General features: G+C 72.1%; 18 protein-coding genes. 9 read left to right on the forward strand and 9 right to left on the reverse strand.

Annotated features, from left to right (window positions below):
* Positions 1–91 precede the first annotated feature (91 nt).
* Complete coding sequence (gene gatC, locus AB0B57_RS19810; RefSeq protein WP_007456314.1) at positions 92–397, forward strand: Asp-tRNA(Asn)/Glu-tRNA(Gln) amidotransferase subunit GatC; 306 nt, start codon at positions 92–94, stop codon at positions 395–397.
* A complete protein-coding gene (gene gatA, locus AB0B57_RS19815; protein ID WP_357071432.1) occupies positions 394–1,869 on the forward strand; it encodes an Asp-tRNA(Asn)/Glu-tRNA(Gln) amidotransferase subunit GatA in 1,476 nt (491 codons plus the stop codon). The genes gatC and gatA overlap by 4 nt, the downstream gene beginning before the upstream one ends.
* 73 nt (positions 1,870–1,942) lie before the next feature.
* On the opposite strand, the gene AB0B57_RS19820 is transcribed toward gatA, so the two are convergent.
* On the reverse strand, positions 1,943–2,560 hold the full coding sequence (locus AB0B57_RS19820; protein ID WP_357071435.1) for a hypothetical protein: 618 nt from the start codon (positions 2,558–2,560) through the stop codon (positions 1,943–1,945).
* A 120-nt stretch (positions 2,561–2,680) separates the two neighbouring features.
* Between AB0B57_RS19820 and gatB the strand changes: the two genes are divergently transcribed.
* Both gatB and AB0B57_RS19830 read left to right on the forward strand, forming a co-directional pair.
* On the forward strand, positions 2,681–4,180 hold the full coding sequence (gene gatB, locus AB0B57_RS19825) for an Asp-tRNA(Asn)/Glu-tRNA(Gln) amidotransferase subunit GatB (protein ID WP_357071438.1): 1,500 nt from the start codon (positions 2,681–2,683) through the stop codon (positions 4,178–4,180).
* Positions 4,181–4,242: 62 nt separating this feature from the next.
* Positions 4,243–6,600, forward strand: a complete 2,358-nt coding sequence (locus tag AB0B57_RS19830) for a pyruvate dehydrogenase (RefSeq protein ID WP_357071441.1) — start codon at positions 4,243–4,245, stop codon at positions 6,598–6,600.
* A 308-nt stretch (positions 6,601–6,908) separates the two neighbouring features.
* Here the strand turns inward: AB0B57_RS19830 and AB0B57_RS19835 are convergent, their stop codons facing one another.
* The 3 genes from AB0B57_RS19835 to AB0B57_RS19845 form a co-directional block, all read right to left on the reverse strand.
* Positions 6,909–8,519 (reverse strand): metallophosphoesterase, encoded by a 1,611-nt coding sequence (locus AB0B57_RS19835; protein WP_357071444.1) that lies wholly within the window; start codon positions 8,517–8,519, stop codon positions 6,909–6,911.
* 61 nt (positions 8,520–8,580) lie between these two features.
* Positions 8,581–9,753, reverse strand: coding sequence for a PQQ-dependent sugar dehydrogenase (locus AB0B57_RS19840; protein ID WP_357071447.1), 1,173 nt, complete (start codon positions 9,751–9,753; stop codon positions 8,581–8,583).
* 81 nt (positions 9,754–9,834) lie between these two features.
* A complete protein-coding gene (locus AB0B57_RS19845; RefSeq protein WP_357071450.1) occupies positions 9,835–11,652 on the reverse strand; it encodes a SpoIIE family protein phosphatase in 1,818 nt (605 codons plus the stop codon).
* Positions 11,653–11,838: 186 nt separating this feature from the next.
* On the opposite strand from AB0B57_RS19845, the gene AB0B57_RS19850 reads away from it, so the two are divergent.
* The gene (locus tag AB0B57_RS19850) at positions 11,839–12,765 is read left to right on the forward strand and encodes a 2-hydroxyacid dehydrogenase (protein WP_357071453.1); all 927 of its coding nucleotides are present in this window, start codon (positions 11,839–11,841) and stop codon (positions 12,763–12,765) included.
* A gap of 19 nt (positions 12,766–12,784) precedes the next feature.
* On the opposite strand, the gene AB0B57_RS19855 is transcribed toward AB0B57_RS19850, so the two are convergent.
* The gene (locus tag AB0B57_RS19855; protein ID WP_357071456.1) at positions 12,785–13,159 is read right to left on the reverse strand and encodes a PH domain-containing protein; all 375 of its coding nucleotides are present in this window, start codon (positions 13,157–13,159) and stop codon (positions 12,785–12,787) included.
* A 210-nt stretch (positions 13,160–13,369) separates the two neighbouring features.
* On the opposite strand from AB0B57_RS19855, the gene AB0B57_RS19860 reads away from it, so the two are divergent.
* The gene (locus tag AB0B57_RS19860; protein WP_357071459.1) at positions 13,370–15,760 is read left to right on the forward strand and encodes a GGDEF domain-containing phosphodiesterase; all 2,391 of its coding nucleotides are present in this window, start codon (positions 13,370–13,372) and stop codon (positions 15,758–15,760) included.
* Positions 15,761–15,766: 6 nt separating this feature from the next.
* Here AB0B57_RS19860 and AB0B57_RS19865 read toward each other — a convergent pair whose 3' ends face one another.
* The gene (locus tag AB0B57_RS19865; protein WP_357071463.1) at positions 15,767–16,786 is read right to left on the reverse strand and encodes a LacI family DNA-binding transcriptional regulator; all 1,020 of its coding nucleotides are present in this window, start codon (positions 16,784–16,786) and stop codon (positions 15,767–15,769) included.
* Between the two features lie 111 nt (positions 16,787–16,897).
* On the opposite strand from AB0B57_RS19865, the gene AB0B57_RS19870 reads away from it, so the two are divergent.
* From AB0B57_RS19870 to AB0B57_RS19880, 3 genes are all read left to right on the forward strand, one after another.
* Positions 16,898–19,336: a glycoside hydrolase family 2 protein gene (locus AB0B57_RS19870; RefSeq protein WP_357071466.1), complete on the forward strand. Its 2,439-nt coding sequence runs from the start codon at positions 16,898–16,900 to the stop codon at positions 19,334–19,336.
* A 94-nt stretch (positions 19,337–19,430) separates the two neighbouring features.
* On the forward strand, positions 19,431–19,769 hold the full coding sequence (locus AB0B57_RS19875; protein WP_357071469.1) for a metalloregulator ArsR/SmtB family transcription factor: 339 nt from the start codon (positions 19,431–19,433) through the stop codon (positions 19,767–19,769).
* A gap of 8 nt (positions 19,770–19,777) precedes the next feature.
* Positions 19,778–21,457, forward strand: a complete 1,680-nt coding sequence (locus AB0B57_RS19880; RefSeq protein WP_357071603.1) for a SulP family inorganic anion transporter — start codon at positions 19,778–19,780, stop codon at positions 21,455–21,457.
* A 169-nt stretch (positions 21,458–21,626) separates the two neighbouring features.
* Here the strand turns inward: AB0B57_RS19880 and AB0B57_RS19885 are convergent, their stop codons facing one another.
* The 3 genes from AB0B57_RS19885 to AB0B57_RS19895 form a co-directional block, all read right to left on the reverse strand.
* On the reverse strand, positions 21,627–23,024 hold the full coding sequence (locus tag AB0B57_RS19885) for a stress response protein (protein ID WP_357071472.1): 1,398 nt from the start codon (positions 23,022–23,024) through the stop codon (positions 21,627–21,629).
* Positions 23,025–23,395: 371 nt separating this feature from the next.
* On the reverse strand, positions 23,396–23,656 hold the full coding sequence (locus AB0B57_RS19890; RefSeq protein WP_357071475.1) for a hypothetical protein: 261 nt from the start codon (positions 23,654–23,656) through the stop codon (positions 23,396–23,398).
* Positions 23,657–23,671: 15 nt separating this feature from the next.
* Positions 23,672–23,935 carry a hypothetical protein gene (locus AB0B57_RS19895; protein WP_357071478.1) on the reverse strand — a complete coding sequence of 88 codons (264 nt, stop codon included), beginning with the start codon at positions 23,933–23,935 and terminating at the stop codon, positions 23,672–23,674.
* Positions 23,936–24,003: the final 68 nt, after the last annotated feature.

Raw genomic sequence — 24,003 nt, forward strand, 5'->3', positions numbered from 1 at the left:
AATAGACTCGCTCCGGTCACCGCGCGTCACGCTCCAGTCGTCGCGCGGCCGGCACACCGCCCGACCAGCAGGACATCAGAAGGGGGCACGGATGGCCGCCATCTCCCGCGAGGAGGTCGCGCACCTGGCGCGCCTGTCGCGGCTCGCCGTCACCGAGGAGGAGCTGGACACGTTCGCCGGCCAGCTCGACGTGATCCTCCAGGCGGTCGCCCAGGTCGGCGAGGTCGCCGCCGCGGACATTCCACCGACCTCGCACTCGGTGCCGTTGACCAACATCTTCCGCGAGGACGTGGTCACGCCGTGCCTGACCCCGCAGGAGGCGCTGTCCGGCGCGCCCGACGCCGAGGACCAGCGGTTCCGCGTTCCGCGGATCCTGACCGAGGACGTGGCTTCATGACCGATTTGATCAAGATGACCGCGACGGAGATCGCCGCGCTGGTCGCCGGCGGCGAGGCCTCCGCCGTCGAGGTGACCCAGGCGCACCTGGACCGGATCGCCGCGGTCGACGACCGGGTGCACGCCTTCCTGCACGTCGACAGCGACGGCGCGCTCGCCGCGGCCCGCGCGGTGGACGAGCGCCGGGCCGCCGGTGAGGAGTTGGGCCCGCTCGCGGGTGTGCCGGTCGCGGTGAAGGACGTGCTCGCCACCCGGGGCGTGCCGACCACCGTGGGGTCGAAGATCCTGGAGGGCTGGCGCCCGCCGTACGACGCGACGATCGTGCAGCGGTTGCGCGAGGCCGGCACGGTGATGCTCGGCAAGACCAACATGGACGAGTTCGCGATGGGCTCCTCCACCGAATACTCGGCGTACGGCCCGACGCACAACCCGTGGGACCTCAGCCGGATCCCGGGTGGCTCGGGTGGTGGCAGCGCTGCGGCGCTGGCCGCGTACGAGGCGCCGCTGGCGATCGGCTCGGACACCGGCGGCTCGATCCGCCAGCCCGGTGCGGTCACCGGCACCGTGGGCGCGAAGCCCACCTACGGCGGCACCTCCCGGTACGGGCTTGTCGCCTTCTCCTCGTCGCTGGACACTCCCGGCCCGTGTGCCCGTACGGTGCTCGACGCGGCCCTGCTGCACCAGGTGATCGGTGGGCACGACCCGCGGGACTCCACCTCGATCCCGCAGCCGGTGCCGGACGTGGTGGCGGCGGCGAAGCTCGGCGCGACAGGTGACCTGACCGGCGTACGGCTCGGCATCGTGAGCGAGTTCGTCGGCGAGGGCGCCGAGCCGGGCGTGATGGCCGCGTTCCGCGAGTCGGTGGACGCGCTGACCAAGATGGGCGCCGAGGTCGTCGAGGTCTCCTGCCCGACGTTCGCGTACGCGCTGCCGGCGTACTACCTGATCGCCCCGAGCGAGTGCTCCTCCAACCTGGCCCGGTTCGACGGCGTCCGGTTCGGCCTGCGGGTCGGCGACGACGGCAACCGGTCGCTGGAGGAGGTCATGTCGTTGACCCGGGAGGCCGGCTTCGGCCCGGAGGTCAAGCGCCGCATCATGATTGGCACGTACGCGCTGTCGTCGGGCTACTACGACGCGTACTACGGGCAGGCGCAGAAGGTCCGGACGCTCATCACCCGGGACTTCACCGCCGCGTTCGAGCGGGTCGACGCGCTGATCTCGCCGACCACCCCGTTCACGGCCTTCCCGATCGGTGCCCGCACCGCCGACCCGTACCAGATGTACCTGGCCGACCTGTTCACCATTCCGACGAACCTGTACGGCGGGCCGGGCATCTCGGTGCCCTGTGGCCTGTCCGACGGGCTGCCCGTCGGCCTGCAGGTGATGGCCCCGACGCTGGCCGACGACCGGATGTACCGGGTCGCCGCCGCGTTGGAGTCCGCGATCGGCACGTTCACCCCGCCGACGCTCTAGGGGTTTCACCGCATCGGCGCCGGGGGACGTGTTCCTCGGCGCCGATCGCGCGTTCGGGCGGGTGTGGTGTCGATCAGGGCTGGTTCGGTGGCTCGGCGAGGTAGTGGCGGGCCTCCCGCAGACCACGCCACCGGAACCAGGCGGCACCCACCATGAGCAGGATCAGCAGTACGGCCAGCACGCGGGTGAACGGGTTGACCGCGTTCACCAGGGACGGCAGTTGGGTGAGGACGACCACCGCGAACAGCAACAGCAGCCAGCGTTGACTGACCCGGGTTCGCGCCTCCCCGCGAGCCAGCGCGTCCAGCTGGGGGTCGTCGGTGGACCCGTCGCGTAACACCTGGGCGATCCGCCGCCGCGTCGTCGGATCGGCACCGGCCGGCCGGGGCGTCCGGCTGAGCAGCCGGCGGCCGAAGACGAGGGCGACGACCGCGCCGACCAGCGGCGGGATGAGCATCAGCCCGAACGACCCGAGCAGTTGGTCGGACTTCACGCTGCCTCGGCTGACGAAGGCGGCGGTGCCCAGCGCGGCCGCGCCGACCACGACGAGCGCGGCGACGGCGTAGGTGCTGCGGTCCGGCCTCTGCGTCACCTGCTCGTCGGCGGCGCAGCCAGCAGGACCCGCTTGGTGTTGTACCGACGCCCGGGGCCCGGCCGGGTTGACGGATCGGTCGTTCCCCGTATTCGTCATTGTCGCTCCATACCCTGCCGTCGGCGCCGCCACGCACGCCTGACGAAACCCGGCCGAGGATTGATCGGACAACCCCATTAGGCTGGACGGGTTCTGTCCGGATCGCGCCTGGAGCGTCTCATGACCACGACACTGCCCGCGTACGACGAGGTCGTTGCGCGCTTCGAACCGGTGATCGGCCTGGAGACCCACGTCGAGCTGGGCACGAACACCAAGATGTTCTGCGGTTGCCCGACCGACTTCGGTGGCGAGCCGAACACCCGGGTCTGCCCGGTGTGCCTGGGTCTGCCCGGTTCGCTGCCGGTGGCCAACAAGGCGGCCATCGAGGCGATCATCCGGATCGGCCTGGCGCTGAACTGCTCGATCGCGCAGTGGTGCCGGTTCGCCCGGAAGAACTACTTCTACCCGGACATGCCGAAGAACTTCCAGATCAGCCAGTACGACGAGCCGATCTGCGTCGACGGTTACCTGGATGTCGAGGTGGGCGGCGAGACGGTGCGGATCGAGATCGAGCGGGTGCACCTCGAGGAGGACACCGGCAAGACGCTGCACGTCGGTGGTGCCACCGGCCGCATCCACGGCGCGACCGAGTCGCTCGTCGACTACAACCGGGCCGGCATCCCGCTCGTCGAGATCGTCACCAAGCCGATCACGGGCACCGGTGCGCTCGCCCCGGACGTGGCCAAGGCGTACGTCGCCGAGCTGCGCGACGTGATCCGCACCCTCGGCGTCTCCGACGTGCGGATGGAGGAGGGTTCGCTGCGCTGCGACGTGAACACCTCCCTCAACCTGCCGGGTGCGGAGTGGGGCACCCGCACCGAGACCAAGAACGTCAACTCGCTGCGGTCGGTGGAGCGGGCGGTCCGCTCGGAGATGCTGCGCCAGGCGTCGGTGCTCGACGCCGGGGGCCGGATCACCCAGGAGACGCGCCACTTCCACGAGGACACCGGTGACACCACCCCGGGTCGCTCGAAGGAGACGGCCACCGACTACCGGTACTTCCCCGAGCCGGATCTGGTGCCGATCGCCCCGGACCCGGCCTGGGTCGCCGAGCTGAAGGCCGCGCTGCCGGAGCTGCCCCGGGTGCACCGGCGTCGGCTCCAGGAGCAGTGGGGCCTGTCCGACCTGGACATGCAGTCGGTGCTGAACGCCGGCGCGGTCGAGCTGATCGAGGCCACCGTGGCGGCGGGCACCACCCCGGCTGCGGCCCGCAAGTGGTGGCTGGGCGAGCTGTCCCGCCGGGCCAACGAGAGCGGTGTGGAGCTGGCCGAGATCGGTGCCACCCCCGCCCAGGTCGCCGAGCTGCAGGGGCTTGTCGACGCCGGCAAGCTTAACGACAAGATGGCCCGCACGGTGTTGGAGGGCGTGGTCGACGGTGAGGGCTCGCCCTCCGAGATCATGACCAGCCGGGGCCTGGAGGTCGTGTCGGACACCGGCGCGCTCACCGCCGCCGTGGACGAGGCGATCGCCGCGAACCCCGGCATCGCCGACAAGATCCGCAGTGGCAAGGTCGCGGCGGTCGGCGCGCTCGTCGGCGCGGTCATGAAGACCACCCGTGGTCAGGCCGACGCGAAGACCCTGCGTGAGCTGATCCTGGAGCGCCTCGGCGTCCAGGGCTGACCGGCACACCCACCCCGCACCCCTCGCGAGGGCGTCAACGGCGACGCCCGAATGGAGCCACCGTGACCCAGCACGACCTCGATGTCCTCGACGAGATCCAGCGGCGGGTGCTCTGGCTCGCCACCCGGATCGTGGACGCCGCCAACCACGACCGGGCCACCGGCGACGGTGTGAAGGTCGGCGGCCACCAGGCGTCCAGTGCCTCCCTGGTCACGGCGATGACCGCGCTCTGGTTCGCGCACCTGGACGCCGAGGACCGGGTCGCGGTGAAGCCGCACGCGTCCCCGGTGTTCCACGCCATCCAGTACCTGCTCGGCAACCTGGACCGCTCCTACCTGCCCCGGCTGCGCGCCCGGGGCGGCCTCCAGTCGTACCCGTCGCGCACCAAGGACCCGGACGAGGTGGACTTCTCCACTGGCTCGGTCGGGCTGGGCGCGGCGGCGCCGCTCTTCGCCGCGGCCACCCGGCGGTACGTCGACGCGCACTTCGGGGCTCGCCCGCACTCCCGGTTCGTGGCGCTGATCGGGGACGCCGAGCTGGACGAGGGCAACATCTGGGAGGCGGTGGCCGACCCGGCGACCACCGGCCTGGGCAACGTCATGTGGCTTGTCGACTTCAACCGGCAGTCGTTGGACCGGGTGGTCCCCGGCATCCGGATCAACCAGTGGCGGGGTCAGTTCGAGGCGGCCGGTTGGCACGTCGTGGAGGTCAAGTACGGCCGTCGGCTCGCCGCGGCGTACGCCCGGCCGGGTGGCGAGGCACTGCGCGACTGGATCGACGCGATGCCCAACGAGCAGTACCAGTCGCTGTTCGGGTTGACCGGCCCGCTGCTGCGCAAGCAGTTCCTCGACGGCGCGCCGGCCGGCATCGACGAGCTGATCGCCCACCTCAGCGACGAGGAGCTGGGCCCGCTCGTCACCGACCTGGGCGGGCACGACCTGTCCGCGATGCTCGACGCGTACGCCCAGTGCGACGCGGTCACCGACCGGCCCAGCGTCGTCTTCGCGTACACCGTGAAGGGTTGGGGTCTGCCCATCGCCGGCAACCCGCGCAACCATTCCGCGCTGCTCAGTTCGGAGCAGGTTGACACGCTGCGCGCCGCGCAGGGGTTGACCCCGGAGACCGAGTGGGACCGCCTGGACCCGGCGTCGCCCGCCGGCATCCGGGCCGGCGCCCGCCGGGAGGCGCTGTCCCGCGCGCCCCGCCAGCGCGCGTTGGGGGTCACCGTCCCGGAAAGCACGGGAGTACGCGCAACCAAGCCGATCTCCACCCAGGAGGTCTTCGGTCGGGTGCTGGTGGACCTGGCGCGGGACCGGGAGGTGGGCCGCTACCTGGTCACCACCGCCCCGGACGTGGCCACCTCCACCAACCTGGCCGGGTTCATCAACAAGACCGGGGTGTTCGCCCCCACCGAGCAGCGCTCCTGGACCGAGGACCGGATGCTGCGCTGGACGGAAAGCCCCGCTGGGCAGCACATCGAGCTGGGCATCTCGGAGATGAACCTGTTCCTGTTGCTGGGTCAGCTCGGCCTCTCCTGGGACCTGTCCGGGCAGCCGCTGCTGCCGGTGGGCACGGTCTACGACCCGTTCGTGCTGCGCGGCCTCGACGCGTTTCTGTACGGCACGTACTCCGGCTCCCGGTTCGTGGTGGCCGGCACCCCGTCCGGTATCACCCTGGCCCCGGAGGGTGGCGCCCACCAGTCCACCATCACCGCGTCGGTCGGCCTGGAGCTGCCCGGGGTGACGTTCGTCGAGCCGGCGTACGGCGCCAGCCTGGACTGGCTGCTCTGCGACGCGCTCGGGCAGATCGCCGGTGGGTCGGCCCCGGCGGCGACCGCCGCGCCCGCCGAGGACGGCGCGTACTACTTCCGACTGAGCACCCGCCCGCTGGACCAGGCGCCGTTCGAGGCGGCCCGGGCGCGGCTCGGCGACGCGGTGCTGCGTCGGCAGGTGGTCGCCGGGGCGTACCGGCTGATCGATGCCCACCAGGCGTATCCGCACCTGGCCGACGCCCCGGTGGTGCAACTCGCCGCCTCCGGCGCGGTGCTGCCCGAGGTGCTGGCCGCCGCCGCGGAGCTGGCCGACGAGGGCATCGCCGCCCACGTGGTCGACGTGACGAGCCTCGACCGGCTCTACCGGGCCTGGCAGCGCACCCTGCGCCAGGGCGTACGGACGGCCACCGTGCCCAGTGTGCCGGGCGCGCTGCGGTCCGCGTTCGCCGACCGGGTGCCGGTGGTGACCGTGCACGACGCCGCGTCGCACGCGATGGCCTGGCTCGGGTCGGCGGTCGGCGCGCCGGCGGTGCCGCTCGGTGTGGACGAGTTCGGCCAGTCCGGCACCGTCGCCGAGCTGTACGAGTTGCACGACCTGCTGCCCGGCAGCATCGTCAACGCCGCCCTGGCCGCCATCGCCCTGCGCTGACCGCGACGGGGAGCGGTATCACACTGAGTGAGTCGCATCGGAAAGAAGCCGTTCGCAACTTGCTGTGATCGCTCCTGTCACCAACACCAGGCCGTTTCCTTCCTTTGCTCTGCACTCGCCGATGCGCCACCCGTTCTGAACAGCGAGAACTGTTCGTTGCTCTGTCGGCGTCATGCCGTGGGTGACGCACGGACAGTGACTGGTGCAGATTGGGCAGCAGAGCAAAGGGGGAAGCGGGGGTGGCGGGGGTTCGCCTTTGTTTACTCCCAGTCGCGCTTGAGGGGCGGTGGTCGCCCTTCGACGCCGCGTCAGCCCGTCGGGCTGGCGGCGGGCGAGGCGGGCGAGGTGGGCGAGGTGGACGACGTGGGCGACGTGGGCGAGGGGGACGCCCCGGTCGGGTTCTCCACCAGGTGCCGTTCCAGGTTGACCTGGGCCTGCCCGGTGCCGCCCACGGTGATGGTGTCGTACGCCTGGAGCATCTTCTGCTGGTCGAAGTAGAGCACGCTCATCGACAGCGGGGTCGGCTTCTCACCCTCCAGACCGCGCAGCCCGGCGCCGCCGGTGGACCCCTCCACCATCAACGTGGTGGGCTGCTGCCCGGGGGCCTGCGGCAGCTTGGAGACCTGCTGGGAGTGGGTGTGCCCGGCCAGCACCAGCGGGCAGGTGCCGGCGAGCGGCCCGGCCGACGCCGGGTCGTGCACCAGCGCGATGTTGACCGGCCGGGGTGACTGACGCACCGTGGTCGCGAGCTGGTCGCCGACGCCGATCACCTGGTCGGCGACCTGTTGGGTGAGGCCGCTGCCGGCGGGTGAGGTGTTCTTGTCCGGAGTGAAGCGGGGGTCGCCGATGCCCGCGATGGTCAGCCCGGCGACTGTCGTCGTCGAGTTGTTCAGGACTATCGCGTTGGGTTGGCGGGCGACGGCGGCGGCGGTCTTGCCGGAGTCGTGGTTGCCCCGGATGAAGACGTACGGCTTCTTGAGCAGGCCGATCGAGCCGACGAAGGACGCCTCCGGCTCGCTGCCCCAGTCGGTGATGTCGCCAGTGTCGATCACCGCGTCGATGCCGAACTGCTCCACCACCGTCCGGATCAGTTGCCAGCCGGTCGGGTTGAGGTGCATGTCGGAGACGTGCAGCACCCGCGTGGTGCCCGGGGTCGGCTCCAGCAGCGGAAGCGCCGAGACGGTGGTGTAGAGCTGGCTGACGTTGCCGACCAGGCGTTGCAACTGCTCGGCGTACTTCGTGTAGTCGTTGGCGATCCGGCGGGCGTCGCCGACGATGGCTGGTGCGTTGACCAGCAGACCCTCGTAGCGTGGCTCCTCGATCGCCTGGGGACGTACGGTGGCCGCCGCCGTGCCGAGGCTCCCGGCGGTGACCAGCAGCGCGAGCCCGCCCGCCCAGGCGGTCCGTCGGGCGTTGCGGAAGATCAGCCCGGCCAGCACCAGGGTGACCAGCACCGACGCGCCGAGGGCCCGCAGGCCGAGCCGCATCACACCGGAGCGGACGTCCTCCACGGCGCTCTGGCTGGCCCGGCTGATGCTGGCCGGGTCGTCGATCAGCGCCTCGGTGCGTCCCTGGTCGAGTGCGCCCAGCCGCACGGTGAGGTGGGTCGGCCCGTCGTGGCTGTCGAGCAGCAGCGCGCCGAGCGGCGGGATGTCGACGGTGGTGCCGCCGTCGCGGGCGGGGGAGATGCTGAGGTTGGCCCGGAACGGCCCGATGTCGGTGTCCACCTGACCGCCGGCCAGCACCCCGAGCACCGCCCCGGCGAGGGCCACGGCGAGGACGGCGACCACCAGCCCGATGCGGCGCAGCGGGCCGCCGGGGCCGACAAGCGAGCGCGTGGGGCGTGGCGGATCACCGTCGGTCACCGGGACGTCCCGGTCACCGGCGTCGTCGTGCTGCTCGTCGCGCTGCCCGTCCATGGTGAAATTCTGACCTGCCCGTTGGAAGATCTTGGCAAACCTGAACGGATGGTGACGAATGTCAGCTGCGGCCGCCGTCCCCACCGGCGAAGACCACCCGCAGGAGGCGGTCGTCGTCGCCGGCGGGGTCGCCGCGTCCGTCATGGTTGGAGGTGCTCACCCAGAGTGAGCCGTCCGGTGCCGCAGCCACCGCGCGCAGTCGACCGTACCGGTTGGTGAGCAGCTCGCTGGGCTGACCGAGCAGCGTGCCGGTGTCGGTCAACTCCATCACCCAGAGGCGCTTGCCACGCAGGCAACCGGTGACCAGCAGCCGGTCCGTGGCGGCCAGGCCCGAGCAGGACGCGTCCGAGGTCGCCCACTGCGTGATCGGGTCGGTGAACCGCCGGTCGCCGGCCCGCCCCTCGACCTCCGGCCAACCGTAGTTGCCGCCCTTGGTGATCTGGTTGATCTCGTCCCAGGTGTTCTGGCCGAACTCGACGGCGTACATCCGCTTGGCGGCGTCCCAGGCGAAGCCCTGGACGTTGCGGTGACCCTGGGACCAGACCGGAGAACCGGGGTACGGGTTGCCCGGGGCGGGCTTGCCGTCCCGGGTGATCCGGAGGATCTTGCCGCCGAGGCTCTTCACGTTCTGGGAGAGGGGACGCTGACCGGCGTCACCCGTGCTGACGTAGAGCTGCCCGTCCGGGCCGAAGCCCAACCCGCCGCCGTTGTGCACGTTGGCCTTGGGAATGCCGGTGAGGATCGGGGTGGGCTGCCCACCGAGTTGCAGCCGGGCCACCCGATTGTCCTGCTCGGCCGTGTAGTAGACGAAGACCGTCCGGTCTCGCGCGTAGTCGGGGGAGACGGCGATGCCGAGCAGGCCGCCCTCGCCGGCCGCCGCCACGTCGGCGATCGTCTGCACCGGGCGGACCCGCAGCCCGTCCGGCCCGGACTCGGGGCCGACCTGGAGGATCCGGCCGTTGTCCCGTTCGGTGACAAGCGCCGCGCCGTCCGGCAGGAAGGCGATGGCCCACGGCACCCGCAGACCCTTCGCGAGGACCGTCGCCACCGCCTGCTGGCCGGCACCGCCGGGGCTCGCCGAGGCGGACGGGGTGGGCAGGTTGGGCGGTTCGCCGGCCGGGTCGGGCTCCGGCTCGCCGAAGCTGCAACCCGTCGTGAACAACAGGGCCGCGCAGGATGCGGCGAGGGCCACCCGGAGGCTACGGACGCGAGGGTACGAGGGACGGGCTCTCACCCGGCCCAGGGTAGCCGGCCGGACGGCCCGGTCGGGCCCGTCGGATCCGACGGGTGCCGGCGACCCGGGACGGTGCACCACTCACCGTGCCCGTACGGCGAGCAGCGCGGTGTCGTCCTCACGGTGGCGGATCGAGGCGAGCAGCAGGTCGCACAGCTTGTCGAGGGGCAGCGTGTCGGTGTCGGTCAGCCGGACCACCAGCTCGGCCAACCCCTCGTCGATGGATCGGTCCCGCCGCTCGATCAGCCCGTCGGTGTACAGCAGCAGGGTGTCGCCGGTGGCCAGGCTCGTCGACTTGCTGGTCCGCGGGGACGGCCGGGCCAGGCCGAGCAGTGGCTCCGGTGTCGCCTCCAGGGCCTCGACCGCCCCACCGACCCGGACCACCAGGGCCGGGGGGTGCCCGGCGTTGGACCAGGTCACCTCGTGGGCCCCGGCCTGCTGCGGACAGATCCGGACAAGCGTCGCGGTGGCGGCGATCGGCAGCCGGAGGCCGCGGATCGCGCCGTCCAGGTTGCTCATCAGCGACCCGACCGTGTCCGGCCGGCCGAAGGCGTTGCCGCGCACCAGATTGCGCAACTGGCCCATGGTCGCCGCCGCCTCGATGTCGTGCCCGGCCACGTCCCCGATCGCCGCGATCAGGTCGCCGTCGGGCTGGATGAAGGCGTCGTACCAGTCACCGCCCACCTCCACCCGGTCGGCCGCCGGCTGGTAGCGGGCCGCCAGCTCCAACTCCGTCACCACCGGCAGCCGCGGCAGCATGCTGTGTTGCAGGACCTCGGCGACGTGTCGCTGCTCGCCGTACATCGAGCTGTTGCCGACGGCCTGGCCGGCCCGGCGGCCGATCTCGACCGCGGTGAGCAGGTCGCGGTCGTCGAACTGCTGCCGGTTGGGGTCGTTGACCAGGGTGATCGCGCCCAGCACGGTGCCGCCGACGCCCCGCACCGGCACACTCAGGTAGGACGCGATGCCCAGGCGGGCGGCGATCGACGCCATCTCCGGGTCGGTGGTGCCCCTCGCCACGTCGGCCAGGGACGCGACGCCGCCGAGCCGGGGCTGGCCGGTGCGCAGCACCGTCCGGATGATCGAGTCTGGGCCCAGCCCGGTGCGCAGCAACTCACCGAAGCGGTCGATGTCGGCCGCCCGGGCCGGATCGCGGTGCACCGAGACCACCTCGCGGGGCAGCCCGGTCGGGCCGATCAGGGTGAGCAGGCACCAGTCGGCGAGCAGCGGCACCATGGCGGCGGCGAGCCGGCGCAGCGCGGTGCCCACGTCCAGCGTGCCGGCGAGTGTCTCGCTCACCCCGGCCAGCAGCTCCAGCCGCTCGTTCGCCTGCACGACCCGCCGCCGCGCCTCCTGTGCGCCGTCCAGTGCGATACGCAGGCGCAGCTCCGACGAGCAGGCGGCGGCCAGGTCGGCGAGTGTCCGCAGCTGCGCGGCGGTCCACGCGCGGGGTTTGCTGTCGATGGCGCAGAGCGAACCGAGCACCCGACCGGAGAGGTCGGTCAGCGGCATCCCGGCGTACGCGACCACGCCGAGGTCGTCGATGGCCAGATTGTCCCGAACGCGGGGGGAGAGCCGGGCGTCCGGCAGCACCATCGGCACCCCCACGTCCACCACGTGCTGGCAGAAGGAGTGACTCAACGGGGTCTGCCGGCGCTCCGACCAGGGCTCCGGCAACCCGAACGCGCCCGGAAAGAACTGCCGGTCGGCGGAGACCAGGGAAACCAGCGCGACCGGCACGTCCAGCAGGTCGCTGACCAGCCGGGCGAACCTGTCGAACGCCTCGTCCGGGGTGGCGTCGAGCCCGGTGTCGGCGAGTGCGCGCAGCCGCGCCGGGTCGCCGAGCGCCGCCGGTGCGACGATCGAACGCCCGGGGGTGGCGGAGGAGCCGTCGGTCATCGAGCACCTGTCTGCTGGGACGGAGGCCGACCGGCCCACCGACCCTTCGTTATACCTCGTCCAGGCCCGGGTCGAACATCGGTGTGCTGAGTCTCGCCCGCCCCGGCCCCGCGCGCCATCCCCCGCGACGCCGGTTCGCGCCCGCGCCCACCCCCGCCGCGGCGACGGGGACTATCGTCGGCTGACGTGAAGGTATGGATCCCGAACCAGGCCGGCCTCAACCTGATGGGCGAGCTGCCCCCGGACGTGACGGTGGAGGTCCTGGAGCACGTCGACCGACTGCCCTCGTCGGTGGCCGACGTCCGCGTCTGGGTGCCACCGTTCCTGACCGGCGGCGACGCGACGGCGCTGCTGCGTGAGCTGCCCGACCTGGCCGTGGTGCAGTTGCTCTCCGCCGGGGCGGATGCCTGGGCCGGCCGTACACCGCCGGGCGTCACCCTCTGCGACGCGCGGGGCGTGCACGACCCGTCCACCGCCGAGTGGGTGGTCACCGCGATCCTCGCCCAGTTGCGGGCGTTCCCGGCGTTCGTCCGTGCCCAGACCGAGCGGCGCTGGGCGTACGCGGGGAACACCCCGACCGACGAGCTGTCCGGCAAGCGGGTGCTCATCATCGGGGCCGGTTCGATCGGCACCGCGGTGCGCGACCGGCTCGCCCCCTTCGGGGTGAGCTTCACCCTGGTCGCCAGGACGGCCCGCCCGGAGCAGGGGGTGCACGCCGTCGAGGAGCTGCCCCGGCTGCTGCCCGAGGCGGACGTGGTGGTGGTGCTGGTGCCGCTCACCGACCAGACGCGTGGCCTGGTCGACAAGGACTTCCTGGCCGCGATGCCGGACGGGGCGCTGCTGGTCAACGCCGCCCGTGGGCCGGTGGCACACACCGAGGCACTCGTCGCCGAGCTGGGCACCGGTCGGATCTCGGCCGCGCTGGACGTCACCGACCCGGAGCCGCTGCCCGCTGACTCGCCGCTCTGGGCGATGCCGAACGTGCTACTCACCCCGCACGTGGCCGGGTCGGTGCGGGGCCTGCTGCCGCGGGCGTACGCGCTGGTCGGTGATCAGGTACGCCGGTTCGCCGCCGGGCAGCCGCTGATCAACGCGGTCGTCGACGGCTACTGACACCCAGCCCCGGGGCGCCTCAGCCGGCGTGCGGCAGCGTCTGGCCGGTGGCCGAGACCAGCCGGGGCAGGTCCACGCTGCGGACGGCCGGCAGGGCGATCTGCTGGCCGTCGTCGAGCCGGGCGACCGCTCGGCCGCGGTGGTCGGTGGTCAACTCGAGGACGCGGTCCCAGCCGATGCGGCGTTGCCCGACCAACGCCCGTACGCGCAGCTCACGTGCGTCGGCATCGGTGCCGGCCCGCCAGGCCCACACCCCGACGGCGAGTGGCACCAGCAGCACCGGCAGCAGGTAGGCCCGGGCGTCGGCCAGCGGCAGCGCACCGATGAAGGCGATGACCGCGGCGACCAGGATGGCTTGGTTGTACCGGAAGCGGACCGTGTCGGGCTTACTCACCCTCCGATGATCCCATTCCCGGCCGATCCGACTGGCGGCGGGCGGTGTCAAGGGTGCGGTACGTCGTAGAGTGACACAGGTCGTTGTCACCTCTGGGTGACCGACACGTAACCAATTCGGCCACCGATCGTTCTCATTTGTTGGGCAGCGGACCAGCCGTTGCTCCCGCACCGTCGTACCGCCCCGTGCCCCCTCACGAAGGCGACCGCCGTGCTCCTCGCGTACCCGTTCCGCGTCCTCGTCCTCCGCCGATCGGCACCGGAAACCGCCACGTCCACGGCGGTGGCGCTGCTTCTCGCCGCCGGTGCTCTCGACCTGGTCCCGACTCCGGTGGTGATCGCGTTGGCGGCCGGCGCCGGTGCCACCCTCGCCGGGGTGCGGCTCTCCCGGCTGGCCACCCGGCGCCACGTCGACCCGTCACCACGTGCGGCAGGCGCGCTGCTCGACGCGGCGGTGGTGACGGCCGGTCTCACCGCCGTCGCGCTGCCCCTGGCCGGTGGCGGGCACACAGGTGCCGTGCTGGTCGGGGCACTGGTCGTGGCGGCCCTGGCCGTGGCCGGGCTGGGCCAGCTCCCCGGCCGGACGCGGCCGACCAGCGGGCTCCGGCTGCGGTGGCTTGTCGAGTCGACCGGCCCGGCCGTCGGGTTGGCCCTCGCCGGCTGGCTCCTGTTGCCCCACGACGGCCTGCCGATTCCGGCCCGGCTGGTGGCCGCGTTGGCGCTCGGTGCGCTGGGCATGGCCGCGCTCAACGCGTTCGCCGGGCCGCGCCGACGCGCCGCGACGGCGGTCTGCCGGGGTGGAGTCCTGCTCACCCTGGGCGGGTTGGTGCTGCTGGCCACGCTGCCGTCCGCGCCGACCGGGCGGGTGGCCCTGCTTGCCGTACCCCCGCTGGTGTTCGGAATGCTGCTCGTCGCGGTCGGTGCGGCCGACGCGGCGGACACCGGCGACAGCGAGCCGCCGGAGCCGATCGCCTCGGCCTGGCCCCGGTCGGTGCTCCCCGCCGCGGTGCTGCTGCTGGCGACGGGCCTGCACCTGGGCTCCGGCCACGCGCCGGACCGGACGAGCGTGTTGCTGGCCCTGGCGGCGGTGCCACCGCTGGTGCTGCGCGAGCTGCTGCGTGCGGGCGACGCACCCACCTCGCCACGACGCGCCGCACATCGCCGGCCCGCCGGCAGCCCGGTGCGGCACCGCCACGCGGCCCAGCCACAGTGGCTGGGTGACCTCCCGACCGCGCAGCACCGGCCCGACCGCGCCGATGCCGTGGGCGGCGGCCGGGCCACCGCGAGCGCTCCCGGCTCGGCCTGGTCGCCGGAGGACGGCGCCGGCTGGTCGGCGCTGACCCGGCGACCGCTTCCGGCGGGAGGCGGTCCACCGGGCGACCGGGCGGCCCTGCTGGACGCCCTCGCCGCGATCGGTGACGTGCCGGCGCCGTCCGGCGCCCTGCTGTTGGTGGACCTGCACGGCACCGACGGGGCCGGTCCGACCGCTCGGGAGGACGTGCTGGCCGAGGCGGTGCACCGGGTCCGCGCCGTCATCGCTCCCGACGACCTGGTCACCGGCTGTACGGCTGCCGGCTTCGCCGTGGTCACCCCCGCCGGCCCGATGCTGGCGTACGCGCTGGGCACCCGGCTGCTGGCCGCGCTCGCCCCACCCTTCGAGGTGGCCGGTTCGGTGGTGCGGGTGCAGACCAGCATCGGGCTGGCCGAGGTGAGCGGTGACCGCCCGGCGGACGTGCTCCGCCAGGCCGAGTTGGCCCGCCGACGGGCTGTGCAGCTGGGCCGGGACCGGGTCGAGTGGTATGACGCGTTCCTGGAGGAGCAGCTGGTGCGCCGGCTCGATCTGGAACGCGAGCTGCCCGGTGCGGTGGCCCGTGGCGAGTTGGATCTCGTCTACCAGCCGGTGGTCGACCTGGCCGACGGGCAGCCGGTGGGTGCGGAGGCGCTGCTGCGCTGGCGGAGCCCGGTGCTCGGCACCGTGCTTCCGGCCGAGTTGCTGCCGGTCGCCGAGGATCTGGACCTGGTCGGTGAGTTGGAGTGGTGGGTGTTGGATCGGGCCTGCCGGCAGTTGTCCGACTGGTCGGTGGGCGTCCGGGAGCTGTGGATGGCGGTCAACGTCACGACCCGGGAGTTGACGACGCCCGACTTCGTGCAGCGGACCGCCGCCGTGTTGGCCGCGTACGGGGTGCCGCCGGAGCGGCTGGTGGTGGAGGTGAGCGAGCCGCGGGTGGCCGGCGACCTGCCGACCGTGGTGGCCCGGCTGGCCGGGTTGCGGTCGCTGGGCGTCCGCACCGCGTTGGACGACTTCCGGGCCGAGCACGCCTCGCTGGCGCAGCTTCGCCGCCTGCCGATCGACCTGCTCAAGGTGGGCCCGGAGTTGGTGGGCGCGCGGCCCGATGGGCAGCCGCCGCTGATCGACGTGGTGGTCACCGTCGGCGAGCGGCTGGGCGTGGAGATCGTCGCCGAGGAGCTGGAGTCGTCGACCCAGGTCGAGGGTGCGCGCCGGGGCGGTTGCCGGTACGGGCAGGGCTTCGCGTTGGCCCGGCCGGCGACGGCCGAGCGGGTGGAGGCGTACTTCGAGGAGTTTCCCTCCGCGTCCCGCTGAACCGGTTCATCTCGCGCGTGGTCCTGCGGTGCTCCCGCGCGGTGTGAGGCGGGCTGTCTCGTCCTGCACCCGGCTGGCCGGCTGGCCGGCGACGACGGCGAGCAGTTGCCGGGCGGCGTGCGCGCCGTACGCCGGAATGTCCCGGCCCAGCGCGGTCAGCGGTGGGTGCACCAGCCGGCACAACGGCGAGTCGTCCCAGGCCACGATGGACAGATCGGCGGGAACGCTGAGCCCCATCTCCTGCGCGACGGAGAGCCCGGCGATGGCCATCACGTCGTTGTCGTAGATGACCGCGGTGGGCCGCTGGGCCGAGCTGAGCAGCCGGCGGGTGGCCCGCCCGCCCTCCTCACCGCTGTAGTCGGACCAGACGGTCACCGCGTCGACCAGGCCGAGCCGCTGGCAGACCGCCGTGAACGCGTCGGTGCGGATCTCGGTGTGCCGCAGGTCGGGCAGGCCGGCGACCCGGGCGATGCGCCGGTGCCCGAGCGCGACCAGGTATTCCACCGTCTCGGTCAACGCCGCCGCGTCGTCGGACCAGAGGCTGGCCAACTCGCCGGTGCCACCGGGGCCGCCGATCACCACCGCGGGCAGTTGGAGCTGTTCGAGTGCGGGGATGCGGCGGTCGTCGGTGCGCAGGTCGCAGACGAGCACCCCGTCCACCCGCCGCTCGCCCCACCAGCGTCGGTAGACCGCGATCTCGGCGTCCTGGTCGGCCACCACCTGGAGGGTCAGCGCGTACGAGCGGGCGGAGAGTTCGGCCTCGACGCCACTGATCAGCGCCATGAAGAACGGCTCGACGCCGAGGATCCGGGCTGGTCGGCACAGCGCCAGGCCGATCGCACCGGCGGTGGCGGCGGAGAGGGCGCGGGCGGCGCTGCTCGGGCTGAACCCGATCTCCGTGGCGATGGCCAGGATGCGCTGCCGGGTGGCGTCGGAGACCCCGGGCTGCCCGTTCAGCGCGTACGAGACGGCACCCTTGGACACCCCGGCTTGCCGGGCGACATCGGCGATGGTCGGCCGCTTCACCGGCGGGCTCCTTCGGGCTCGGGCCGTTGACAGTCCGGATCGTGCACCATACGGTGGCTCAGCTTATCCGGTTCAGTCCACGTCTTTCGATGCAGAAGGTGCGGTGAAGCCGTGAGCCGAGAGGCACTCTACGACGGTTGGACCCTGCGGGCGGCACGGGGAACGCAGGTACCCGCCGACATCGCCGGGCGGGCCGTGCCGGCGACCGTGCCCGGTTGCGTGCACACCGACCTGCTCGACGCCGGGCTGATCGACGACCCCTACCGGGACGACAACGAGCTGGCCCTGGCCTGGATCGGGCGTACCGACTGGCACTACCGGACGAGCTTCCGGCGCCCGGCCGGCGACCACGACCGGGTCGACCTGGTCTGCGCCGGCCTGGACACCGTCGCCACGCTCACCGTCAACGGTGTCGCCCTCGGCCGCACCGAGAACATGCACCGTGGCTACCGGTTCGACGTCGGGTCGCTGCTGGGCGACGACGACAACGACCTGGTCGTCACGTTCGACTCCGCGTACCGCTACGCCGAGGCACAGCGGGAGCGGCTCGGCGACCGGCCCAACGCCTACCCGGAGCCGTTCCAGTTCATCCGCAAGATGGCCTGCAACTTCGGCTGGGACTGGGGGCCGACCCTGGTCACCGCCGGCATCTGGCAGGACATCAGCCTGCACGCCTGGTCCACCGCGCGACTGGCCACCGTCCGTCCACTTGTCACCATGGACGGCCGGGACGGCCGCGTCGAACTGCACGTCGAGGTCGAGCGGGTCGCGGACGTCCCGCTGACCGTCCGGGCCACCGTCGCCGGCACCCGCGCCGACGTGAACATTCCGGCCGGGCAACGCACGGCCGTGCTGACCCTCACCGTCCGCGAGCCCGCGCTCTGGTGGCCCCGGGGGTACGGCGCACAGGCGCGCCACCCGATCGAGGTAACCCTGCACGCCCCGTCCGGCGAAACACTTGACACCTGGTCGCACCGGATCGGCTTCCGCTCGGTGCGGCTGGACACCACGCCCGACGAGCACGGCACCCCGTTCGCCCTGTCGGTCAACGACGTCCCGGTCTTCGTCCGCGGGGTCAACTGGATCCCGGACGACACGTTCCCCACCCGGATCACCCGGGAGCGGCTGGCCGAGCGGTTCGACCAGGCCGTCGAGGCCAACGTCAACCTGCTGCGCGTCTGGGGCGGCGGCCGGTACGAGTCGGCGGACTTCTACGACCTCGCCGACGAGCGTGGCCTGCTCGTCCAGCAGGACTTCCTCTTCGCCTGCGCCGCGTACCCGGAGGAGGAGCCGTTCGCCAGCGAGGTGGCCGCCGAGGCCGTCGAGCAGGTGACCCGCCTGACGCCGCACCCGTCGCTGGTGCTCTGGACCGGCAACAACGAGAACATCTGGGGCTGGCACGACTGGGACTGGCAGCCGGCGCTGGCCGGGCGTACCTGGGGGCGCGGCTACTACCTCGACGTGCTGCCCCGGATCGTCGCCGAGCTGGACCCGACCCGCCCGTACTGGCCGGGCAGCCCCTGGTCGGGCACCGAGGCGATCCACCCCAACGACCCAGCGCACGGCACCACCCACATCTGGGGCGTGTGGAACACCGACGACTACACCAAATACCGCGAGTACGTGCCGCGCTTCGTCGCCGAGTTCGGCTACCAGGCCCCACCCGCGTACGCGACCCTGCGCCGGGCGCTCAGCGACGAACCCCTCGCGCACGACTCACCCGGCATGGCGCACCACCAGAAGGCCGCCAACGGTGACGTGAAGTTGCAGCGGGGCCTGGACGCCCACCTGCCCGCACCGGCCGACTTCGACGACTGGCACTACCTGACGCAGCTCAACCAGGCCCGAGCCATCCAACTCGGGGTGGAGCACTTCCGCTCCCACCGGGGCATCTGCGCGGGCACCATCGTCTGGCAGCTCAACGACTGCTGGCCGGTCACCTCCTGGTCCGCCGTCGACGGCGACGGCCGTCGCAAACCCCTGTGGTACGCGCTGCGCCACGCGTACGCCGATCGGCTCCTCACCGTGCAGCCCCGCGACGGCGGCCTGGCCCTCGTCGCGGTCAACGAGACCGGCGAGGTGTGGACCGCGCCTGCCACGGTCACCCGACTGACCCTCGCCGGTGAGCCCCGCGCGAAGACGACGATGGAGCTGGAGGTGCCCGCGTACTCCGTGGTGACGCTGGCTCTGCCGGCGGACCTGGCCCGGCCGGACGAGGCCCGGCGCGAGCTGCTCGTGGCCGAGGCGGGCGCCGATCGGGCGCTGTGGTTCTTCGCCGAGGACCGGGACGTCTACTGGCCGGCGGCGGCCTGGGACGCGACTGTCGAGCCGGTCGACGGCGGGCAGCGGGTCCGGGTCACCGCCCGCACGGTGCTGCGCGACCTGATCCTCTTCCCGGACCGACTGGACGCGTCCGCGTCCGTCGACAAGGCCCTGCTCACCCTGCTGCCAGGCGAGTCGACGACCTTCACGGTGAGCGCGACCGGGCCGCTGGATGCTGCGGCCCTCGTCGCCCGCCCGGTGCTGCGCTGCGTCAACGACCTGGGCTGAACTCCCATGATCACGCACACGGCGCTCCACCCGGGCGACCCGGTTGAAGACTTCTTCAAGTGCTAAAGTCTTCGTGTCGACCGGAAGGGTGTTCATGTCGGTGCCGCTGTACCAGGCCAAGGCCGAGCTTTTCCGCACCCTCGGGCATCCGGTGCGCATCCGGGTGCTGGAGCTGCTCCAGGACGGTCCGAAGCCAGTCCGCGACCTGCTCGCCACGATCGACGTCGAAGCGTCGAACCTTTCCCAGCAGCTCGCCGTGCTGCGCCGCGCCGGAATGGTCACCTCACACCGCGACGGCCCCCTCGTCATGTACGCGCTCAGCACCCCCGATGTGGCCGACCTGCTGGCCGCCGGTCGACGGATCCTCGGCGCTGTCCTGACCGACCGGGGCGCCCTCCTCGACGAGTTGCGCGCCACGAGCGGCGACCGGTGAGCGCCGCCATGCGGGCGGCCAGCGAGCGGATCCTCGGGCTGCTGCCCGGCCGGGCCGACTGGGTGGCCGTCCACCGCTCACCGCGCCGCGACCTGCTGGCCGGGCTCACCGTGGCGGTGGTGGCGCTCCCACTGGCCCTGGCGTTCGGCGTCACCTCCGGGTTGGGCGCCCAGGCCGGGCTGATCACCGCGGTGATCGCCGGCGCGGTCGCCGCCGTATTCGGCGGCTCCAACCTTCAGGTCTCGGGGCCGACCGGGGCGATGACCGTGGTGCTGGTGCCGGTGGTGCAGCAGTTCGGAGCCACCGGCGTGCTCATGGTCGGCGCGATGGCTGGCCTGGTGCTGATCGCGCTCGCCGTGGCCCGCCTGGGCCGGTACGTCCGCTACCTGCCCACCCCGGTGCTGGAGGGTTTCACCGCCGGCATCGCCGTGGTCATCGCCCTGCAACAGGTACCCGCCGCGCTCGGCGTCACCGACGCGCACGGGGAGAAGGTCTGGGCCGTCGCCGCCGACGCGGTCGCCCGCTTCGTCGTACACCCGAAACCGGCCGCGCTGGCGGTGGCCGTCGCCGTCGCGGCGCTGATGCTGTTGGGCGCCCGGTGGCGGCCCGGCCTGCCGTTCTCGCTGCTCGGCGTGGGTGCCGCCACTGTCCTCGCCGAGCTGGTCCCGGTCGAGCTGGTCCGGATCGGCGCGTTGCCGCAGGGCCTACCCGTTCCGTCGCTCAGCTTCCTCGACCTCGGCGCGCTCGGAGTGCTGCTGCCCAGCGCGCTCGCGGTCGCCGCGCTCGCAGCCCTGGAGAGTCTGCTGTCCGCCACCGTCGCCGACGGCATGACCGTCGGCGAGCGGCACGACCCGGATCGGGAACTCTTCGGTCAGGGGCTCGCCAACCTCGCCGTCCCGCTCTTCGGTGGCATTCCGGCGACCGCCGCCATCGCCCGCACCGCGGTGAACGTCCGCGCCGGAGCGGCCTCGAAGCTGGCGGCCCTCACCCACGCCGTCGCCCTCGCCGCCATCGTGCTGGCCGCAGCCCCGTTGGTCGGCCGGATCCCGCTCGCCGCCCTGGCCGGCGTACTGCTGGCCACCACGGTCCGCATGGTGGAGGCCGGTGCGTTGTGGGCGCTGGCCCGCTCCACCCGGGGCGACGCGGTCGTGCTGGTACTCACCTTCGCCGTCACGGTGATCTGGGACCTCGTCACCGCCGTGGCGGTCGGCGTCGGCGTGGCCGTGGTGCTCGCCCTGCGCGCGGTGGCCCGCAGCGCCCGACTGGAACAGGTGCCCCTCGACCCCGGTGAACACAGCGCCGAGGAGTACGCGCTGCTCACCGAACACATCGTCGCGTACCGGCTGGACGGGCCGCTCTTCTTCGCCGCGGCGCACACCTTCCTGCTCGAGCTCTCCGAGGTCGCCGACGTTCGCGTGGTCATCCTGCGGATGTCCCGCGTGACCACCATGGACGCCACCGGCGCGCACGTCCTCGGCGACGCGATCCGACGGCTACGCGGACGCGGGATCACCGTTCTGCTCTCCGGCATCACCCCCGCCCACGACCAGGTGCTCACCACCCTCGGCGTGGCCGACGACCTGCGCCGCGAGGAACTGGTCTTCCCGGACACCCCCACCGCCATCCGGTACGCCCGCGCGGTCGCGCTCCCCGCGGTGGGCCACCCGACGGTCGTACCCGCCGACTGAGCAGTGCCGGCCGACCGGTCGCGGGCCTGGCCGCATCGATCCCGATCGGCGTGGCCATCAACCTCGTCACCGGCCAGGCGGGCACCGGGCGGAGACTGCGGTGAGCGTGATGCCTCACAGTCATCTTGATGACTGTGAGGCATCACGTGCAGGGCGCACCGGGTTCGGATCACTCCTCCAACTGGCTGCCAACTGCGGAGCTGCTGTCCCTCCCCGTCGACGTATCGAACTCCGGGCTGTCCTGGGACGAGATGGCAGTGGAGACGAGGCTGGCCGCGACCGGCTGCACGGGCGCGACGTCTTCGGGCGTACGCAGGCGCGGCGGCGTGGGCATCCACGGTTTCAGGTTCTGGATGATTTGCTCGTAGAAGTCGTCGATCGCGTGCAATACGGAATCGATGAACGCGCCCCGTCCGCTGCCGCGCTTGGTTCCGGCCGCCGTGCTCTGCGCGACCCGGAATGCTCGCAGTTCACGTGCGGGATCGCTGATCAACGTGGTGGGCTCGGCTCGGACCTGGCGTAGCAGATCGGTTGCTCCACCGCCTCGTGCGTGCATGGCGAACGCTTCGATCCGGACGGTGTCCGGCGCGTCTTTCAGCTGGCGAATCAGCCAGTTGACCCTGGTGGTCGGTCTGCCGGTGCGAGGGGCCTCGACATCGATGTGGCAGACGATTTGCCCGGCCCGCAGATCGGCGGTGACGTGGAGAGGGGCGACTGCGCCGGGAATCCTGATGCTGCCGGTCAGAGTCCCCGTGGTGGAGAGTTGGGTGACCAGCGACTGGGTACGGGCGGCTGGATCGGTGAGATCGCGGCGGCTCAGCGCGGGGGTGACATCGGTACCCAGCTGCCTGCCGAGACGCAGACATGCGTAGCGGATCAGGGCGTCGAAGCGGCCGGCCACCTCCGCCGCGCCGCTGTCAGCTGCACGTAGCGTTCCTGCTGACACTCCCTCGCGCACCTGCACCCACGCCGGCCCCATGTCGCTGAACTCCAGTGCACCTGAGCGAGGATGCTCGAGATACCTGATCAGCTCGCCCAGGATCCATGCCTGGTCCGGATCGGCGATGCCGCGGTATTCCTTCTGAATCACCGCCTGGGTCAGGATCTCCGTCCAGGGCAGGTGGTACAGGGCCACCTTGCGCAGTTTCCGGCGATCGATCGCGGTCGGATGCTGACCCGGGACGGGGGCGATCTCGTTGGAGATCGTGATGAGGGCGTCGAAGCCCTGCTCCCGGGCGATGTCCAGGTACGCCTCCAACTGCTCGGTCTTCAACGCGTTGCTGCCAGTCTTCACCTCTACCAGAGCGGTCCACTGCCGCTGCCCTCGCGTGACGCGGATCAGGCCGTCTGGAAAGAGCTGCTGGTTGCCGAGCTTGAACGGAACCTCGATGAAAGTCTGCACCGATCCGGCCGGTGCGCCGAGGGACTGGGTCAGGGCCCGCCCGAACTCCCGCACCGCGCTCATTACCGCCAGTAGGGCGGAGGTAGCCCGACGTTCTTGTTCGTCCGATCCATTGATGCCGGATGTGGGGATCAGTCGGGCAGCAAGCCAGGTCTCCTCAGACATGCAAGTCACTCCTCGTGCAGGCGGTGGTACGAGAAGTTACTCGCGAACTGGGTCGGAAAGCGGCGCGACCGTTAGAGCGTGCGCACGGAAAGAGTTACCCAAAGGGATGCCGGGCGATCCACCCGGCCGAATCCGCTCGCCGGTCGGAGACGTCGGCGTCGGCAGTTTGGTCTCTGTCTGCGGTTGTGTCCGCTAGCTGACTGCGAGCGAGTTTGCAGGCGGATCAGGTGATCAAAGGGCCGGGTTCCGACATCGCACAAAATTGTCAGGGACTCCCTGGCGGCCGTCCGGGCGCGCAGCCGTGACAGCGGCCGTGTCGAGCTTTCCGCGTACGGCGAGGAGTTGCGCGACCAACTCGGCGATGCTGCCGGTCATCCGAGCCGGGTCAGGTAGTCCGCTGCGTGTTCGGAGGTGCTGTCGAACCGGCGGCGGGTCGGTTCGACCTCTGCTCTGGCGGCGGCGAGGGCCTGGCGGGCTGCTGTCACATCCGCGTGCTGGCTGCCGTGCAGGAGTGCGTTCGCCGTGTGGGTCGCTGCCTCCGCGTCAGAGGCGGCCTGGTCGAACACCCGCCGTCCCTGGTGAACCGCCTCGATGGCGTTGCGAAGAGACGCCTTGACCTCACCAACGCTCATCGTGGTGGTCGGGGCTCAGCCGAGGACGCTGATGTAGCGGCGTGCCGCCTCCGAGCTGCCCTGCACGAGGGCCATGGCCTCGGCCAGGCGCTGCTTGCTCTGCTCACCGCGGGCGATGGCCTCGGCGATCGTCGGGTGCCCGGTGCCCGCGGAGATGGCGCGTAGCCGGGTCAGCATCTGTTCGGTGTTGTCGGCGGCGGCCCGGATCTGGCTGATCGTGGCGTTGCCCTGCTCGGCGGCCTGCATCAGCGCGGCCTTGACTTCCTCGATGCTGGCCATGCCGCCCTCCGTCTGTCGATCGCGCCAACGAGTTCACGTTTGCGTGGTCGAGCGGACACTATCGGAGA

The sequence above is a fragment of the Micromonospora sp. NPDC049101 genome, assembly GCF_040648675.1.
Taxonomy (GTDB): domain Bacteria; phylum Actinomycetota; class Actinomycetes; order Mycobacteriales; family Micromonosporaceae; genus Micromonospora.